We start from the raw sequence: 18,208 nt of genomic DNA, 5'->3' as shown, positions 1-18,208 counted from the left end.
TCCCTTGTTTCTATGTTCCTTACATAAATGAATATATCATCTCTAAAACTGTTACCATCCTAATCGATTGCGAAGAGAAGTAATGTGTGCTGTATGATGACGGCCGTGCCATGCATAAAGTCCAATCGTTACACTTAGTTTATTAGGACCTGATTCAGGATGGTGAAATGTCTTTTCAAAATCAGTAGTTTTCATTGATTTCAGCAAAGTAATCCATCTCTTATGTAATGATTCTAAAAGCGCTAAAGATACTTCTACAGGCAGTTTGGAATCAGGTAGATCTGCCCATTGTCCTTCCATATATGGTTTAATCGTTGGATTATTTTCTGTCAGCGCTAATTTAAAACGAATATAGCTATTCATATGACTATCTGCTACATGATGAACAACTTGACGCACTGTCCATCCGCCAGGACGATACGGTGTATCAAGCTGAGTTGTATTTAAGTCTTTTATTGCTTGCGTTAATTCAGTAGGAAGGTTTTCAATTTGCTTTATCCAATTTTCAATTGTTCCTTGTGTAATCGTTTCTTCATAAGTGAAATGACCGATTGGAAAACGTAAGTCCATAATTGTATTGCTCTCCTTTTTTGTTTTAATTAGTTTGTCTCCAAACATAGTGGATAAACTCAGTATGATATGCGTATTCATCAATTGAAATACGTGAAAAATCGCTCTTCTCTAATACTTTTTGAGAAGCAATATTATCAGTTGTTGTTTTCGCATGAATTTCTGTAACGTGATAATTTGCAGCTTCATCTAAAAGGAGTGTTACACCTTTAGTGGCAACACCTCTTCCGGTATATTTTTCTCCTATTCTATATCCAAGATACCCCAATTCTTTCTTTTTCTCAATGTCTACTAAATTAATTCGTCCAACAATTGTTCCTTCAGAATCTCTTATGAGATGAAAAAAAGAAATACCTTCAAATTGCTCTTGTAATAATTCATAAAATATCTTTTTAAAGGTTTCAAATGTATAGTAATCGTCACCGCGACTTGGCACTGTCTTTTCGAAAAAAGCTCTATTATTACATTCAAAAGCAAACAATTCCTCTGTATCCTGTTCCTTTAACTTTTCTATATAAAGTTTCATCCGCTAATCATTCCTTTCCGAAATCTATCAACTGTATACACTTTGCTATTTATTCACGAAATCCTGCTAGGGAACGACTATTTTTTTCGGCTCGTAAATACAGCAAACAATACTTTTGGATGAAACAGGTGTAGGGGGCCACGTATGAGATTCATAACTCGAACTAATCGAATATAAACTTCTGAATTGCTTCTTCTCCGCCTTTTAATAAAACATGGGGATGATAACTTTGTGGAGCTCTCTTTCTAGGAATCTTTTCTGTCCATTCTTCTCCCATTTCTAAAACGATTACTTGTTGAAAAGAATGTGATAAAGCTTTTGCAGCAAGTTTTCCAGCAACGCTTCCTCCAATTACAATTGCAGTCTCCAATACATTACCTCCTGAATGTTATTCACGTTATACGTATTGAACAATACAATCTATGAAAAATTTAAAAAATCCTGTATTATAACTCAAATACAAGATTTTGATTTTTAGCGCTAATTTCATTCATTTTTATCCTTAATGATAAGTACTGCGTGCGTAAATAATCCACAAGCAATCCCAACAAAAATTCCGATGTTAGGCTTTTCTAATAAAGTTCCCACGGCTAGCCCAAACATAAAAAATCCTCCATAAAATAAACTTACTGCTTGCCCATATTTTTTCATTGTCTTCCTCCCTTAAAAGAAACCAGTAAATTGTAAAGTAAGAATTAAAATACCAAGAGCCCATACATAATATGCAAACATTTTAAGAGAATGATGTTTTAAATATTGAATCATCCAAGTGACTGCAATATATCCAAAGAACGCCGCAGATATCGTGCCAATGATAAGGGAAGTATTAGAAATTGCTTCTGCTTTCCCTTGAAAAACATCAAGTGACTGTAAGATAATTGCTCCAACAATTGCAGGTGTCGATAATAAAAATGAGAAATAAGCGGCTGTTTCTCGGTCTAACTTTCTCCATAAAGCAGCAACAATCGTCATACCCGATCTTGAAATTGCCGGAAAAATCGCAACCGCTTGAAATGAACCAATAATAAATGCGTCTTTATATGTAATATCGTCCATCTTCTTTCGGCCGCTTTTTTGTTTCTCTGCCATATATAAAAATAAACCCGTCACTAAAAATTCCCATCCGATTGTAATACCCGTTTTTGAAATCTCTTCAAAGAAATCTTTAAACAGTAACCCAATTACTACTGCAGGAATTGTTCCGATCATTAATAAATACGTTAACTTTGAGAACGGATTTTTGATTAAATACAGAAATTCTTTTTTATAGTAAATAAAAACTGCTATTAACGTCCCTATATGAAGCATCGTATCTAAAAAAAGACCTGCCTCATCTAAACCAAAAAGGTGTCTCCCTAAATACAAATGGCCAGTACTGCTAATTGGCAAAAATTCCGTTAACCCTTGGATAATTCCTAAAATAAAGGCTTCTAACCAATTCATGATTGTCTCCTTTCAAGTTTGCTTGTACCAGTATATGTTTGTAATTTTTAGTTATGTGAAGTTATTCGTTTTTAATAGATTCGCAAGCGAAAAACAAATGATTGTGTTTGGTGAGCGAAAAAGACAATAAAGCTATTAAATTTTAAAACAAGCATAATCCCGTTCTAAATTTAGGACGGGGTTAAAATATAGTTGTTTAATTTTCGACTGAAGTCACTTTCCTTACGTAAGGGAAAGTGACATGTCGGAAGGGAAACAATAATCGTTCCTTATTCCATTAAAGGGCCATTTAATGGAATAAGAATCTCAAGCAAAAATATTTTTGATAACATTGGTATGAAGTTTGTGAAGCATTACATTTAAACAAGTTATCGCTAATGTTATAATTTATCTATATCACTACATTTAAAAATACTCATTAGTAGGATTATAAGAATTAAGGATTGTTAAGAAATATATATTTAATGGAGAGAGTTACAATGAATAATCAATTATTGAATGATTTGATTTTATCTGTAAATAGTAAGAATCTTCATGTTCTGAATGTAATTGTTAGGCAAAATGGAAATATAATTGCAAAACATGATTTTGAAGAAGAAAGGCCTGTTCTTTTATATTCAGTAAGCAAAACATTTACATCAATGGCAGTCGGTATTGCCATTAGGGAGAGTTACTTTAAAATTAATGACCATGTTATAGATTTTTTCTCAGATATTCAACATAACCCAAATCATGAATACCTAAAAGAGATGACTATTCATGATTTGCTTTGCATGGGAACTGGACATGCAGAATGCCCAGTTATGAAGGCTGATTGGAGTAGTGGTCAGGAATGGGATATTTCACAATTATTCTTTGATGAACCGATTGTATTTAAACCAGGTACTCATTTTACATATAACAATGCCGCAACCTATATGCTTTCAAAAATCATAAGTATTACTACAGGAAGTAACTTGGATGAATACTTAGATAGAAGAATATTTAAACATTTAGACATACCAACACCTAAATGGGAGACATGTTCAAAAGGAATTCCACAGGGATTCTCAGGTTTATATTTAACAGCAGAACAATTATCCAGATTCGGGCAATTAATTCTCGATAAAGGTGTCTGGAAAGATAAGCAACTGATTCCTTCAAGTTACATTGAACAAGCAACATCTGTCCAAATAAAGACCAACGATTTTAATCCTTTTTTTGCTACGGCAGACCATCATCAAGGATACGGCTATCAAATATGGATGAACTCTTGCTCTAATTCATATCGTATGGATGGTTTATATGGTCAATATGTTGTAATGTTGCCAGATAAAAATGCAGTTATAACATATATTTCAAATGAACCACAAAATATGACAGGTGTTCTTGAACTTACATGGGAGACATTAATCGATAAACTATAATCTTATGGATTCCTCGCTACGATGGACCGAAACCACAATATGCATGCGGGATGTATTTTGATGAATCATATGTAAATTGGCTTAGATAATAGAGAAAGCCGCCCATTTTTAGGTGGGCAGCTTGTTCTTGCATTCTATTAAAATGTTACGCTTGTGGTGAAGGTGAATCTCCATGAGTTCCGTTACTTATGGTACCACCACTGGAACCCACGTGCGTATAAGCTAAATCAGGTCTTGTTGGTGATCCACCTGTGTCTCCTTTGTTAAATTCTGCAAATCCAACTGTTATAGATACCGCAAATGCACAACTTATTGTTGTTAATAAGACTTTTTTCATCATTTTAATGCTCCTTTTTCCATTTGTTTTTGTCGCGCTTCTTTACTCGTACGATAATATTCGCTTGCTTTTTCATAATTGTTTTCATTATAAAATTTATCGGCTAAACGACCTGTATATTCTTCAATACAGTCAAACAGTTTTTCTTTTTCAAAGTACGTAATTCCTTCTAAAACAGCTTTTTCTAATGTATATGTATTTGTATTCATTTCTTTTATAATCATAAAACGATATTGATATTCTCGATTTTTTAAATGATTACATATATATAATCCTTTTTCTATTAACGATTCAGCTATATCTAGATGATTTAATTTCAAATTTTCATCTGCTTCTAAATACAATGCTCGGAAATGATTTGGAGATTTCTTTGTTACTTCTGATAGGTGCCGAAGTGCTAATTCTGATAAATTTTGATTTGCATAAAGTAACCCTAAGTTGTTGCGAACCATAAGCATATATTTTTCATGATTTATTTTTTGGAATAAATCTAATGCTGTATTTAATGCTTCTTCGGCTAATTCAAATTGTTTTAAATCAATGCAGCATAGTCCATATATATTTTCACATAAAGCAAGATTAATCTCATATCCACCTTGTTTAGAAAAGTCTTCTTTTGCTTTTCGAATACAATCAATGGATGTAAGGTGTTGGTATGAATGATAATAAAATTCTCCTAATCGATAATGAAACTCAGCTTTTTCAAAAGGATTTACAATGTATTGTAATAGTGTTTCAGCTTTATCAAACTGTTCTTTTGCTCCCGTATAGTTGGTAATAAGTCTTAAATGGAGAGCTTTGAAGAAATGATAATAATAGGCTAAAAATTTATCTGTTGGGATTTCAAAGGATTCTACTTGATCAAAACTGTTTTCTTTAATTGAAACCCAATCGGTTAGAACATTATAGCGAAAATTTAATAATGCATGATACAAAGATACATTATAGTTTGTTTCTACATTCTTAATTTCATTATCAACTTCTTGTTTTAATGTCGTTGCTTTTAAAATTTGTTGATGTAACATTGCTTGATGCCAATTATTAAGCAATTTTGTAATCTGCTCATGCCCCTTCACTGATACGTTCATAATATCCTCCTCATCCACATAATTGTTAGTTAAATATTAACATAATTCAGATAAATAAAAACAATAAATTGATAGTGATTGATTATTTCTCAACAAAAAAACAGAATAATCAGTTTTTTAATTGAATAAAAACATGAATATCTACTCATGCCTTTATTAAAAACAATTGGATACCGCTATTCTTCCACAACAATTTTAACGTTTGGTAGTAACTGATTAACACTCACTACTTTATTGTGCTGACTATTCAATTAAAGCCCTTACTTGGTAATACCGGGAAGCTCCAATTAAAATGACCTCGGCGCAATACCGAGGTCATTTCTCATAAAACCTTTTATTTAAAAAATACTTTATCTACATTATATTTCGCTTGAAGTTCATTAATAGTATATGTTTCGTAAATTTCTCTTTCCATTGGATCTTCTACGATACATGCATCAATTCGATATACTTCATCTCTATAAGCTTTCATCGGTGAGACATTGTCTTCAAAATGCTTTTTAATTCTTTGTCTTAATTTACGTGCTTTTCCAACGAATAAGAGCTCGTCATTAATATTATAAAACATAAAAATGCCGCCTTTATCTCTTGGAATCAGGTGGAAATCAATAAACCCATTAATTGGAGTGATTATCGGTTCATCACCTTTAATTATTTGTTTACGTTGTGAAATCGTAACGTCTGGTACTGGTATTTCAATATTAATCATAATCAGTCACGTCCTCTTTTGTTATAAAGGAAAATATTATCACAAATATGAAAGAAAAGCTATTTTTTTGTATTAGGTTACTGTTACTTCCGTTATTATTTTTGAAAGCATTTGAATTATATTTTATCGACTTTTATACAACATATACTTTCCATTTTTTCTGCATGTTACTAAGTTCGCTTGTTTTAAAATTTGGAGATGTCTAGAAACAGCCCCTATACTTAAATGGCAAAATTGTGCCAAAGATTGTGTCGTTTAAGAGTAATCTTCTTAAGATTTGTAACCTATAAGGTTCACCTAAAACACGATAAGTATTTACCAGCTTTTCAATAGGTTGTTCAGGAAAATCTTGTCTTCTTGGAGGAATCATAAACGATTGCACAGCCCTTCTTTATTTCATCTACGAAAATTGGTGGATAATTAGGGTGATTAAATTAATAATAAACTAACAAATTTCCTCATATATCTTGATAAAACCTTTGATCAAAACATGTTCTTATTTAGGGTACTCGATTCATTTCTTCATAAAAAGTTTCTATAAGGTTTTAATTCACTAAAAATGCTTCTTTTTACAATTCTTTTGCTATTCAATTGCCCCTGCTACATCATAATAACTAAGATCCAGCTCTGTCTGTTCACCAAGAGCAAGTTTCGCAAGTTCAGAACCTAGAAAAGGTCCTGCAGTTAATCCGGAAGCACCAAGTCCATTAGCAACGAGTATGCCATCAAAGTTAGGTAATGCGCCAATTACCGGAAGGAATCCTGGTGTAAACGGCCTATATCCAACTCTCGTTTCCATCATCGTACTATTCGATAAACCTGGAGCAACTGATAGTGCTTTATCAAATACTTCATGTAATCCACCGGCTGTTACTCTGTAATCAAATCCAGTATCATTTTCATGTGTTGCGCCTACTACTACACGGCCATCTTCAAAAGCAAGAATATATTGATCATTTGGCGGCATAACAACTGGCCAATTGTTTGTATCCACGTCCTGTACATGAAGATGAACAATTTGCGCTTTTTGGAATGTAACTAAGAAATTAATGCCAAGCGGTTGCAATAATTCATTTGCCCATGCACCCGCAGTTACAATCACCTGATCAGCTGTTAAAGTTTCACCATCTACTTCAACACCAATAACACGATTGTCTTCATGTACTAATGATACATTTCCATTCCTATATACAGCACCATGTTTCTTTGCAGCGTTCACAAGAGCTAGGCGAAGTGCTCTACCGTTCACACGCGCAGCACCGCTAATATGTACAGCACTATACTCTTCTGATAATGGTGGAAAAAGCTTTTTCGTTTCAGCTGGCGATAAACGTGTAATTTCACCAATTTCCGGAGCATCCTCGCGTCGTTTATACGCTCGCTCCTCCATCTGATCTAATTTTTTCTCTTCTGTATGGAGACTAATCGCACCTACACGTTTATAACCAGTATCTATTTCGCCATCTGCTTCTAATTGTTCAATTAAAGAAGCATAGTAACGAGCTCCGCCTTTCGCCATTTGATACCAAGCTTGGTTCCGGCGCTGTGACAGCCAAGGACAGACAATCCCAGCTGCTGCATCCGTCGCCTGCCCTAAATCTTGACGATCTACCAATGTAACCCGAACTCCTGCTTTTGCAAGATGATAAGCAGTAGATGCTCCAAGAATCCCAGCTCCAACTACAATATACGTTTTCATTTAAAACACCTTTTCCTTTTCCATACTTTTACACGTTCCAGAAATTTGATCTACAAATGATCAAACACACTTTTACCTTTAAGATAAATTTCTTTATTCAGTATACTGGAAGGAGAGTTTTTTTCAACTATAGGGCCTGATTATTGCATAATAATCAGGCCCTATAACAAATTAAATACTTATATTTTTTGAAGTTAGTTCAAAGTTCACTTTATTCGCTGAACGCACACTAAATAGAAAGAATAACACTCCTCCTGCAATAGGCATGACATAAGAAGGAAGGATATTTAATAGAGCTCCTGATGATATCATCGCCATAGGAAGCATTATTTTCGCGGCACTAATGCCAATGCTTAGTACTCTACCTCTATATTCATCTGGAATCTCTTTTTGCATAAAATAAGCGAGAGGGATGTCAATTAGCGCTATGACTACTCCAAACAAGAACATGACAGCAATGAAATAACAGGTGTAAACAATGGAGTTCAATTGTAAACTTTTCAGCAAAACTGGAACTCCTAACAGAATCATACAAACCGCTAAAGCAAAACTTACATATTTTAAAAGAATGGAATAGGAAATTCTTTCGGTGATTTTCTTTACCAATAAAGCTCCTAGAATCATCCCCAATGGAAAGGCCCCTTGGATTATCCCAAACTCTTTTGACCCTAGCTTTAGAACTGTATTAATCATATATGGTAATGGAACAGTCACAGCAAAACCGAGAAAAAAATTAATTAATATTAAGATCGTAAACAACCTCTTAATACTCTTTCTTTCGAATAAATAGTTAAATCCATCCTTTATATCACTTATTAAATGAATTTTTCCGTCTGAATGATCGTTATCTGATTGGGAATTGCAAAGTTTAAAATGAATAAACATCATTGATAAACCAGAAAGGATAAAAGAAATTCCATTCAAAATAATAAAAGTTCTGATATCAAAAATTGCAAAAACAATCCCTCCTAACATGGGACCCATAATTAAAGAGACTGAGTCAATTATTTTACTAATAGAATTAATATTCATCAACATTTTTTCAGATACAATGTTTGGCTTAGCTGCTTCTAAACCTATTCCAAAGAAAGTAGTAAACACCGTCAAAAGAAAGGTAGTGGCGTAAATGATGAGTAAATTCAATTCATACATAATATATAAACAGAAATTAGCAGGATTCCACTAAGAAAATCCATCAAAACAACTAACGTCTTTTTATTCACCTTATCCGCAATCACCCCAGCAAACGGATTGATAATAACCATCGGAATAATTCCTAATATAAGAGTAACTGCAAAACTTAACGCCGAGCCCGTCTGCTTTAAAACGTATAATCCTAACGCAAAGTTATAAATAGCTGTACCAAATATCGAGATAGTCTTTCCTGTAGAATAGAGAAATAGGTTTTTCATTTCTTTTTTATTATTTTCATTACTTACACTCATTTGTAATGCTTCCATAAATAATCCACCTCGCTTAACTTTTTATATAACAAAGTGTAAGCTGCCGGGTGAACCCTATATCAATAGGTGGAATCCATAAATTTTTTAGGGAAAAATGAAAAAAGATAGGGTTAACCCTACCTTTTGCCAAAAAATGAATATGAATAAATTTCTTCCCCCTGCACAAAGAAATTTTCGTACTTTCCACCTCGATCAACATATTCAGAAGTCCTTTCCTCTATAGGAATATACTTTAAATTGTTGATGTTTTCCTGAATTTTTCTAGCTATAAAGTTGTCTCTGAATTTAGCTTCAATTTTGCTTTTGGTGCTAAAGTTTTTAAAAGCAATAAATGTTCCCAATAAGTAACAATCAGGTTTGAAAAGGTGAACTACTTCACGAAGCAAAAACTCCTTATGTTCAAAACTGTAATTACTAGTACCTGAATGATCAATTACGATATCGACAGAGGCATCCTGTATCGGTATATTTAAAAAATCAGCACAAATAAAGAGGATGTTCCTGTTGAAACCAGTTCTCTCTAATACACTTTTTAAAAATCGATGCCGCTCTAAATTGCGATCAACGGCAATATATAAGCAATTTTCCGGTAATTCCTGATAAATATTTCGCAGAAAAAAACCGACTCCTGATCCTAACTCAAGTAATACTTTATCGCTCAAATCTAATTGAACGAGTTTTCTCTTTGACCATTCTCCACTTTTATGAATACTTTCTAAATAAGCTGGATCAGTTGTATGAATATATTCAAGAACATATTCTTCATGATAGGGCCCAAAAGCCGACTGAAATGAATTACCAACTTTTAAAATACCTGATTCAACAAGATATTCTTCACCGCAATTGCAAATTAACCTTCCTTCCATAATTTGATTTCTATTAATAATCCCATCTTGAAGAATAAGCATTTCACTACACCGTAAACATTTCAGTACATCGAGTACTTTTAAATCAACCCCCATCACCACACTTGAACCTTTCGATTTTGCTGATAACTCATCTAATTTCGTCATTAGTCTGTTCTTTATTTCTACTAAATTATTTATTTCCTGCTCAACATGCTTATATTTATCCATAAATAAAGATTGATAGTATGTATCTTGTTCATAGTCCGTAAATTCACCAAAATTCTTATAAAGAAACAATTGTTTAATCTCGTTTAAACTAAATCCCATCCCTTTAAATTCTAAAATAATCTCTAAAACGTTTTGACAACGTTCATCAAAAAAATAATGCCCTCCCTTCTTTTCGGGCACAATCAACCCTAAATCCATATAATGTCTAATTGTATCGATACTCAATTTATTTACTTCTCCAAATTTACCAATTTTCACTGTATCACTACCTGTACATATTTTTTATTTATCAGTTCTGCTTTTCTTACATCAAAAAGAACTATACTTTCTCTATAAAACTAGGGGGTTTCCGAAATCTTGTTGCTTGCTCAAAAGCATAACCAATCTTAATTAAAGTCCCTTCAGTAAATGCCGTTCCAGCAAAAGTAATGCCAAATGGACGCCCATTTTCCATATATCCTGCTGGTAAAGCAATTGATGGATAACCTGCTTTTGCAGAAAGAGTAGACCCTACATAAGCTGGGAATAAAATGGCATCTAGGTTATATGTTTGAAGTGCAAAATCTATTCCTTCATTCTGTGAATAATAAAGATCTTCTAATTTCGCCATTATGTATTCTGAATTACTTAATGTATTTGGTAGAGATTTTCTATATTCAAGCATGTTCTGTCCATACTTTAATGCCTTATCCCCCAGTTTATTATTAAATTCTATTAATTCGTGATCACTATGAACGGGAGCATGTGACGGTAATTGATACAGATAATTACCTAAACTATGTTTTATCTCATACGTTGGCACTTCATAACTCCATTTTCTATGAAAAGAAGGAATTTTAATATTCTCTATTACTTCTGCTCCCTCTTTTTTTAGAATGTGAATTACATTAGAGAATAAATGTTCATCGAATTCACCTGGTAGAAAATTTTCCTCAGAAACTTGCCGAAACACATCAATGCGTGCTCCCTTTAACCCACTCTTATCTAAAAATGCCGTATAATCTTGTACAGCATCTACTTCACAGCGATAAGTTGCTGGATCTAGTTCATCTTTGCCGCTCAATACACTTAATAAAAGAGCAGCATCTTCTACAGTTCGAGCAATGGGCCCTGCAGTATCTTGTGAATACGTAAACGGAATGATGCCAGATCTACTAATAAGTCCAACAGTCGGTTTAATACCAACTACTGAATTTTGTATTGCTGGACTTAAAATAGAGGCATCAGTCTCTGTACCAACTGATAATACTGTAAAGTTTGCAGCAGCTGCAGCTGCAGAACCGGAGCTAGATCCACCTAAAAAAATTCTCCCGGACCATAAGGATTCAAAGTTTGACCTCCCCTTGCACTATATCCAGCCCACATTTTTAAAGACATACCATTTGCTAATTCTGTCATATTCGTTTTCCCTAAAATAATAGCTCCTGCGTCTCGAAGCTTTTTCACTAGAAACGCATCTTTTTGACTCACATGATTTTCTAAAGCAAGCATACCAGCGCTTGTATGCATTTTATCTCCTGTTTCTATATTATCTTTCAATAAAATTGGAACCCCATGAAGAGGTCCTCGTTTTCCTTTTTTCTTACGCTCATGATCCAATGATTCAGCAAGAAAAATCGCATCCGGATTTATTTCAAGTATAGCGTTTATATTAGGACTGGCTTTATCATACTTTGCGATTCGATACAAATAATATATAACAAGGTCTTTTGATGTTAACTTACCAGCTTCCATTGCTTCTTGAATCTTTTCAATCGTTAACTCTTCCCCATCTATATTCGGTAACTGAAATTCCATATCACGAACTCCCTTTTATTTTATAAGAAAATTATAACAATTCATCTTGTCTAAAATCTAGCAAAATCCCCTTATACAGAGATCTATTTTGATTTTTCAACATCTAAGTTGCTATTATATAAAACCAAAAGTAATACGCTACTTGTTTGCTCCCTTTGTTTTAACATTGTCTGTGGCAGAAAAGGTCTTTGACCGCTCTAAGCGTGGCCAGCCACTCTCGCCCAGCTAAAAAGAGTGGTTTTTATGTCGGTTTTTCAATTTGTATTTATATATGTATCATCCTTCCCTCTGTACAAATATTTGTTTTATAGTTATATTATGGTTATTGGGTTGTTACGAAAACATAAACATCGCTCTATTTTATATCCGTAAACTGTTTGAAAATCCATTTGTCATAATGAATTTTATTCGGGAGGAGGTTTGCAGTTTATACGTGAGGATATAAAAACTAGTTTTACTTTACATAATTAGTAAACATATAGGAGGCGACATGATGTTTCGTACAATTTCAAACTTTATGAGAGTAGCTGAGATCAGAAGCAAAATTCTTTTTACTTTAGCGATGTTAATCGTTTTTCGGATTGGCACATTCATTCCAGTTCCTCATACTAATGCTGAGGTATTAAAAATACAGGATCAAACAAATATTTTAGGAATGCTCAATGTATTTGGCGGGGGTGCCTTACAAAATTTTTCAATTTTTGCAGTAGGTATCACACCGTATATTACAGCTTCCATCATCGTGCAGTTATTACAGATGGATGTCGTTCCTAAATTTGCAGAGTGGGCAAAGCAAGGTGAAATGGGCCGCAAAAAATCAGCTCAATTTACCCGCTACTTTACAATTGTTCTTGCATTCATTCAGTCGATAGGAATGTCTATTGGCTTTAACAATATAGCAGGTGGACAATTAATAACAGATCCAGGCCTAAAAACCTACTTATTAATTGCTACCGTATTAACTGCTGGTACTGCATTTTTAATGTGGTTAGGTGAACAAATTACTGCAAATGGAGTAGGTAACGGAATTTCAATTATTATTTTCGCAGGACTTGTAGCAGGAATTCCAAGCATTATGAATCAAATATACTTACAACAAATTCATAACGCTGGCGATCAACTCTTTATGCATATTATAAAAATTGTATTAATTATTTTAGTCGTTTTAGCTATCATCGTTGGTGTCATTTACATACAACAAGCAAATCGGAAAATTCCTATTCAATATGCAAAAGCTTCTAATGGGAACAATCCGTATCAAGGAGCAAAAAATACACATTTACCTCTTAAGGTAAATAGCGCAGGGGTTATTCCTGTTATCTTTGCTTCAGCATTTTTAATGACGCCACGAACAATTGCACAGCTATTTCCAAATTCTGAAGTGTCCAAATGGATCAATACAAATCTTGATTTTACACATCCAATTGGAATGTGTTTATATGTTGGACTCATTATTGCGTTTACATACTTCTATGCCTTCGTTCAAGTAAATCCTGAACAAATGGCCGAAAACTTGAAGAAGCAAAACGGGTATGTTCCAGGCATTCGACCAGGGATCATGACAGAGAAATACGTTACAAAAATCTTATACCGCTTAACTTTTGTTGGAGCAATTTTTCTAGGGTTAATCTCTATTTTACCAATTATATTCACAAAAATTTCTGATCTACCAGCTTCCGCTCAAATTGGCGGGACAAGCTTACTCATTATTGTTGGTGTCGCTCTAGAAACGATGAAAACGTTAGAAAGCCAGCTTGTGAAACGTCACTATAAAGGATTTATTAAGAAAGTGAATTAACATTTTATTTCATACAAAACCCTCTTATATATCGATGTTTTTACGATAAATAAGAGGGTTTTCTTTTGTAATAACTCTTGTGTTTTTTCAAATATTTCTGTTTTTAATGGCATCGAGACGTATTTTATGATTACAATCTTCACAACAAAATACCCTATTCTTATTTTCCTTAAACTGTTTATATTGTCTAGTTCCTTCATAAATTCAAAAACTTTTCTACAACTACAAAAAATTATTTCATATGAAAATATTCTTATCCCTCCACATGATTTAATACTCTTGCAAATTGCGCCGAAAATTCACTAGAAATTCCTTCTTTCATACCGAAACGCAGAATATTTTCATTCAATCGGAAAATCCTTTCATCATGGCCAGCTGCAAATACATGGCTTTAGTTTTATTTTAGATTTAATACAAAATTTTTCTTTTCTAATTGAATAGTAACGGAACAAGGTAAGCAAAAGGAATAATAATTATAGAAGGTGAATTTCTAACTATACAATTAAGTTATTTAACTACATTATAGCCTACAAATTGAATAACTTAATATAAATATATGAAATGGGGAGGATTCATGTATTCTATTTTTAAAGATACTGTTGCTGATATGACATGGTTAGAAATTGAAGAGGCATTACAAAAAGGCGCCGTGGTGCTATCACCAACTGGTGTGATTGAGCAACAAGGGCCCCACTTACCTACGGGGGGAGATATTTACGAGAGCCATTATATTTGTCGTTATATAAAGAAAAGATTAGAAAAAGAGAACATTCCCGCTATAATAGCACCTCCTTATTATTTTGGTGTAAATCATATTACGGGCGCATTTCCCGGTTCTTTTACATCGAGAAAGGAAACCGTACATGCAGTCTTATTCGATATGTGGGAATCCTTATTCAGATGGGGAGCAAAGCATATATTTATCATTGATATACACGGAGATCAACAACATGGTGATGCGCTGATAGGAGCAATTAGAAAGACAAGGCAAACACTAAATATTGATGTTCGTTCGGTTATTGCTAATTTGTTAGCAGATCAGTTAGGGATCACGAAAGATCAAGAAGAATTTTTGATTTTTGATATCGATTTTTCCTTTGGTTCATTTGAGCCTCCTCCTCGCTATCCAGATTTTCATGCAGGGGCGCAGGGAACCGCACGATTTCTAAAATATTTTCCCGATTTGGTAAGGAAAGAAAAAATCAAGGGACTAGCCCCTAGGCTATTAAACAAGGAAGATCTGGAAGAGTGGCAAAAAGGAGGCGAAAGAACTAAATCGATTGCCCCAAAAGGATATGTTGGAAATCCTCAAGGTTATACTCCCTTTTTAGCAGAGGATAAGTTAGATTTTATCAGCGGTTTTATTGAGTTTGCATCAAGGGAGATAGTTCATTATCTAGGAACACAATCAAAAAAAGGAGATTAAATTTTTCTGTCATTGGAATGTAAGATCAACAAGAAGATAATGATTCCTCTTCCAAAGGGACTGGCCTTGGAATGCCAATTGTCTATAAACTTGTACATGCTCATAATGGTACAATTTTTGCCAAAAGCGAGCATTCGAAAGGAACATCATTCAATATTATCTTGCCGAAAGAAGGACGTCCATAAGACAGTAAGTCTTAAGACGTCCTTTCATTTTTTAAAATATCTAAATAGACTAAAGCAGTTACGGTCCTACTAAATCTAAAATCTCTGAATCCACAGTAAATTTTAACAGTGCATTCAATCATGTTTCTTTTAGAAACCTTCGTTTCTCCGAGTCTGTAAAGAGATTTCAATAATCATATCCAATAGTCTACTATAAGAAATTCCTACTGCATGAGCACTTTTTGGTAGTAAACTACTTTTTGTCATCCCCGGCAATGTATTCACTTCCATCACATATGGGATTCCATCTTTTATAATCATATCAACTCTAGCATAAACACTGCATTTTAATGTTTTATAGCATGCCATGGCAGCCTCAGCGACACGCTTTTGAGTTGTGACCGGAAGTTCTATAATCTCTTCAATCGTAGCCGCATCATCGTATTTCGCATGATAGTCAAAGAACTCAGCCGTATGTTGAATTGAAATAATCGGTAAAAGTTTTCCGTCCAAAATGGAACAAGTAATTTCTTCGCCCTTTATATATTTTTCAATTACGATTTCAGAATCCCATTTAAACACATCCTCAAGCGAGGATAGTAAAGAATCCTTATCGTATACGATCTTTACCCCTACACTAGAACCACCCGAATTTGGTTTTACAACTAACGGATATCCCATTTTTTCGACTTCATCAACCTGAAGCTCTTCCATATTTGAAATATGAATCCAATCCGGTGTTTGAATCCCTTCATAGCGAATCATTTTTTTTGACATATTTTTATCCATACAAATACCGCTTGATAGCATATTACTTCCTGTATATGGAACACTAAGGGTCTCCAGTGTACCTTGGATCGTACCGTCCTCCCCGTATTTTCCGTGAAGAGCCAACAAGGCAATATCGATATTATTTACCTTTTCAATAAGCTCTTTTTTGTCATTCAATTTAATTGGCACAATTTCGTACTTACTCTTATCCAAATGTGCAATCATTTCTTCCCCTGTCATGAGGGACACTTGTTTTTCAGAGGACACGCCTCCCATAATTACGCCAACTCTCATTTTTCCAACTCCCAATTTTCATTTTTTAAGGTATCGCCAATTATTTTAATTCCATGAACAATATCCTCTTCTTTTAACCGCGAGAATCCTAATCGAAAAGTATTACTTCCCCCTCCATCTGTGTAAAAAACATCCCCTGGAGAAAAAACAACTCCCTTTTGATAGCATTTTTTCAAAAGTATGCGTGAATCCATTCCTTTTTCTAATTCTATAAAAAGATGCAGTCCACCGTCCCCAGTCATTCTTTGAAAAGGAATATATTGATTGCAAGCATGAACGGCTAGCTCGTATTTTTTCTTATAAACTGACTTCGCCTTTTTTAAATATTTTTCGAAATAACCATCATGTAAATATTGATAAAGTACTGCCTGATCCAGTGTGGATGTATGAATCGTCCGTGCCCTTTTCACACTTTCTAAGCAGTGTATTAATTCTTTATCTGCTAAAATCCACCCAACACGTAACCCTGGAAAAAGAATTTTTGAAAAGCTGCTGATATAGATAACATTGTTGCCAAGTCCGGCGAAAGTCATTAACGGAGCTAAATGGGAACCTGAATAGCGTAATTCCTCATTAAATCCATCCTCTACGATAGGAATTTGGTGTTTTGAAAAAAGTTTCATGATTTCAGTCCTTTTTTCCGATGATGTGACGATCCCAGTCGGATTATGATAGGACGGAATTAGATATGCAAAATCAAAATCTATTTCGGATAAGTTTTTCTCAACTTGATCAATATCAATACCATCATCTTTCATGTCTATCCCGTGTATATCAAACCCATGTAATCGAAAAAGTTTTAGTGCAGCATGATGAGTAGGATTCTCACAAATAATACGTCCAGATTTTTTAGCTAAAGAAGACAATAAAATGTCCAAACCCTCGGTGAAGCCATTCGTGATAAGAATATCTTTACCTGAAATGTCTACACCTTTCATTTCCATGTAGTGAAGAAGATAATCAATTAGAGGTTTATAACCTTTGGCATATCCGTAGTTCAAAATAATATCACCTTCAATGGACATTCGAGTCAGAAAAGCTCTCTTAAAATTTTCAACATCAAAAAGCTTTTCGTCTGGAGCAATGCTATTGAAGGAAATCATGTCTTTTTCCCACCGAACACCGTGCTTCATTAAATCTAATTCATCAGCTAGCAAGGTAACTTCATTGACCTTTTCTTTCCAGTTCAGTTCGATGGATGGCGCTTTTGATGTTTCAATCTCACCTACAAAATTTCCTTTTCCCTTTATTGCATAAATTAGACCCGCTTGTTCTAAATCCGCGTAAGCAGTGAGAACAGTATTTCTGCTAACCGATAATAGTTTACTAAGTTCTCGGGTAGACGGAAGCTTCTGGTGCTCCAGCAGGTGCCCTTTCATAATCATTTTTTTAAAATGATCCTTTAATTGAACATAAACTGGCCGATCATCCACAAACTTAAAATCATTAAACACTTCCTTGCCCCCCTTCTTATCATTTTTGCATAACAATATCTATATCAAAAGGTCCACAACATATGTATTTTCTTTAACTAGTGGTATGGTGTTAAGTATCATTCATACCACTTTGATATGAAGAATGTTACAAAATTCACTTCCGTCTCTTATTTAAAAATAATTAATGAACTTCATTTAAATGATA

14 protein-coding genes and 4 pseudogenes are annotated in these 18,208 nt (G+C 33.9%); 4 read left to right on the top strand and 14 right to left on the bottom strand.

Annotated elements, in window-relative coordinates; all coding sequences use genetic code 11:
• Positions 1 to 51 precede the first annotated feature (51 nt).
• The 5 genes and pseudogenes from H280_RS0106790 to H280_RS0106770 form a co-directional block, all read right to left on the bottom strand.
• Positions 52 to 573, bottom strand: coding sequence for a YfiT family bacillithiol transferase (locus H280_RS0106790; RefSeq protein WP_028411134.1), 522 nt, complete (start codon positions 571 to 573; stop codon positions 52 to 54).
• A 22-nt stretch (positions 574 to 595) separates the two neighbouring features.
• A complete protein-coding gene (locus H280_RS0106785) occupies positions 596 to 1,096 on the bottom strand; it encodes a GNAT family N-acetyltransferase (RefSeq protein WP_020060365.1) in 501 nt (166 codons plus the stop codon).
• Positions 1,097 to 1,274: 178 nt separating this feature from the next.
• Positions 1,275 to 1,466 (bottom strand): annotated as a pseudogene (locus H280_RS0106780) (glutamate synthase); the annotation flags it as partial.
• Positions 1,467 to 1,582: 116 nt separating this feature from the next.
• Positions 1,583 to 1,747: a hypothetical protein gene (locus tag H280_RS25655; RefSeq protein ID WP_020060363.1), complete on the bottom strand. Its 165-nt coding sequence runs from the start codon at positions 1,745 to 1,747 to the stop codon at positions 1,583 to 1,585.
• Between the two features lie 12 nt (positions 1,748 to 1,759).
• Positions 1,760 to 2,539 (bottom strand): undecaprenyl-diphosphate phosphatase, encoded by a 780-nt coding sequence (locus tag H280_RS0106770; RefSeq protein WP_020060362.1) that lies wholly within the window; start codon positions 2,537 to 2,539, stop codon positions 1,760 to 1,762.
• A gap of 479 nt (positions 2,540 to 3,018) precedes the next feature.
• On the opposite strand from H280_RS0106770, the gene H280_RS0106765 reads away from it, so the two are divergent.
• The gene (locus tag H280_RS0106765) at positions 3,019 to 3,945 is read left to right on the top strand and encodes a serine hydrolase domain-containing protein (protein WP_020060361.1); all 927 of its coding nucleotides are present in this window, start codon (positions 3,019 to 3,021) and stop codon (positions 3,943 to 3,945) included.
• Between the two features lie 145 nt (positions 3,946 to 4,090).
• On the opposite strand, the gene H280_RS0106760 is transcribed toward H280_RS0106765, so the two are convergent.
• The 7 genes and pseudogenes from H280_RS0106760 to H280_RS23165 all read right to left on the bottom strand — a co-directional run bounded on the left by H280_RS0106760 (position 4,091) and on the right by H280_RS23165 (position 12,114).
• Positions 4,091 to 4,285 (bottom strand): hypothetical protein, encoded by a 195-nt coding sequence (locus H280_RS0106760; RefSeq protein WP_020060360.1) that lies wholly within the window; start codon positions 4,283 to 4,285, stop codon positions 4,091 to 4,093.
• Positions 4,282 to 5,370: a response regulator aspartate phosphatase gene (locus H280_RS0106755; protein ID WP_020060359.1), complete on the bottom strand. Its 1,089-nt coding sequence runs from the start codon at positions 5,368 to 5,370 to the stop codon at positions 4,282 to 4,284. Before H280_RS0106755 ends, H280_RS0106760 begins: the two co-directional genes overlap by 4 nt.
• Before the next feature lie 334 nt (positions 5,371 to 5,704).
• The gene (locus H280_RS0106750) at positions 5,705 to 6,079 is read right to left on the bottom strand and encodes a nucleotide excision repair endonuclease (RefSeq protein ID WP_020060358.1); all 375 of its coding nucleotides are present in this window, start codon (positions 6,077 to 6,079) and stop codon (positions 5,705 to 5,707) included.
• A 583-nt stretch (positions 6,080 to 6,662) separates the two neighbouring features.
• The gene (locus H280_RS0106745) at positions 6,663 to 7,778 is read right to left on the bottom strand and encodes an NAD(P)/FAD-dependent oxidoreductase (protein ID WP_020060357.1); all 1,116 of its coding nucleotides are present in this window, start codon (positions 7,776 to 7,778) and stop codon (positions 6,663 to 6,665) included.
• A 171-nt stretch (positions 7,779 to 7,949) separates the two neighbouring features.
• Positions 7,950 to 9,238, bottom strand: a pseudogene (locus H280_RS23170) (MFS transporter).
• Positions 9,239 to 9,357: 119 nt separating this feature from the next.
• Positions 9,358 to 10,575: a MerR family transcriptional regulator gene (locus H280_RS0106735; protein WP_020060356.1), complete on the bottom strand. Its 1,218-nt coding sequence runs from the start codon at positions 10,573 to 10,575 to the stop codon at positions 9,358 to 9,360.
• Between the two features lie 61 nt (positions 10,576 to 10,636).
• Positions 10,637 to 12,114, bottom strand: a pseudogene (locus H280_RS23165) (amidase family protein).
• Positions 12,115 to 12,607: 493 nt separating this feature from the next.
• Here H280_RS23165 and secY point away from each other — a divergent pair.
• The 3 genes and pseudogenes from secY to H280_RS24785 form a co-directional block, all read left to right on the top strand.
• Positions 12,608 to 13,912 (top strand): preprotein translocase subunit SecY, encoded by a 1,305-nt coding sequence (gene secY, locus H280_RS0106725; RefSeq protein WP_020060355.1) that lies wholly within the window; start codon positions 12,608 to 12,610, stop codon positions 13,910 to 13,912.
• Between the two features lie 574 nt (positions 13,913 to 14,486).
• Complete coding sequence (locus tag H280_RS0106715) at positions 14,487 to 15,338, top strand: creatininase family protein (protein WP_020060354.1); 852 nt, start codon at positions 14,487 to 14,489, stop codon at positions 15,336 to 15,338.
• 44 nt (positions 15,339 to 15,382) lie between these two features.
• Positions 15,383 to 15,523 (top strand): annotated as a pseudogene (locus H280_RS24785) (ATP-binding protein); the annotation flags it as partial.
• Positions 15,524 to 15,652: 129 nt separating this feature from the next.
• On the opposite strand, the gene H280_RS0106705 reads toward H280_RS24785, so the two are convergent.
• Together H280_RS0106705 and pdxR are read right to left on the bottom strand one after the other, a co-directional pair.
• Complete coding sequence (locus tag H280_RS0106705) at positions 15,653 to 16,567, bottom strand: D-alanine--D-alanine ligase (RefSeq protein WP_020060352.1); 915 nt, start codon at positions 16,565 to 16,567, stop codon at positions 15,653 to 15,655.
• The gene (pdxR, locus tag H280_RS0106700) at positions 16,564 to 18,021 is read right to left on the bottom strand and encodes a MocR-like pyridoxine biosynthesis transcription factor PdxR (protein WP_020060351.1); all 1,458 of its coding nucleotides are present in this window, start codon (positions 18,019 to 18,021) and stop codon (positions 16,564 to 16,566) included. The genes H280_RS0106705 and pdxR overlap by 4 nt, the downstream gene beginning before the upstream one ends.
• Between the last annotated feature and the right edge of the window lie 187 nt (positions 18,022 to 18,208).

The organism is Bacillus sp. 123MFChir2 (assembly GCF_000383235.1).
Classification (GTDB): domain Bacteria; phylum Bacillota; class Bacilli; order Bacillales; family Bacillaceae_G; genus Bacillus_A.
The sequence above is the reverse complement of the archived record's forward strand: the minus strand, read 5'-3'. Positions and strand labels throughout refer to the sequence as shown.

Coding starts and splice junctions, on each gene's coding strand:
- H280_RS0106705 (WP_020060352.1), bottom strand. CDS start 16,567: ATGAGAGTTGGCGTAATTATGGGAGGCGTGTCCTCTGAAAAACAAGTG.
- H280_RS0106755 (WP_020060359.1), bottom strand. CDS start 5,370: ATGAACGTATCAGTGAAGGGGCATGAGCAGATTACAAAATTGCTTAAT.
- H280_RS0106745 (WP_020060357.1), bottom strand. CDS start 7,778: ATGAAAACGTATATTGTAGTTGGAGCTGGGATTCTTGGAGCATCTACT.
- secY (WP_020060355.1), top strand. CDS start 12,608: ATGTTTCGTACAATTTCAAACTTTATGAGAGTAGCTGAGATCAGAAGC.
- H280_RS0106770 (WP_020060362.1), bottom strand. CDS start 2,539: ATGAATTGGTTAGAAGCCTTTATTTTAGGAATTATCCAAGGGTTAACG.
- H280_RS0106765 (WP_020060361.1), top strand. CDS start 3,019: ATGAATAATCAATTATTGAATGATTTGATTTTATCTGTAAATAGTAAG.
- H280_RS0106785 (WP_020060365.1), bottom strand. CDS start 1,096: ATGAAACTTTATATAGAAAAGTTAAAGGAACAGGATACAGAGGAATTG.
- H280_RS25655 (WP_020060363.1), bottom strand. CDS start 1,747: ATGAAAAAATATGGGCAAGCAGTAAGTTTATTTTATGGAGGATTTTTT.
- H280_RS0106715 (WP_020060354.1), top strand. CDS start 14,487: ATGTATTCTATTTTTAAAGATACTGTTGCTGATATGACATGGTTAGAA.
- H280_RS0106760 (WP_020060360.1), bottom strand. CDS start 4,285: ATGATGAAAAAAGTCTTATTAACAACAATAAGTTGTGCATTTGCGGTA.
- H280_RS0106750 (WP_020060358.1), bottom strand. CDS start 6,079: ATGATTAATATTGAAATACCAGTACCAGACGTTACGATTTCACAACGT.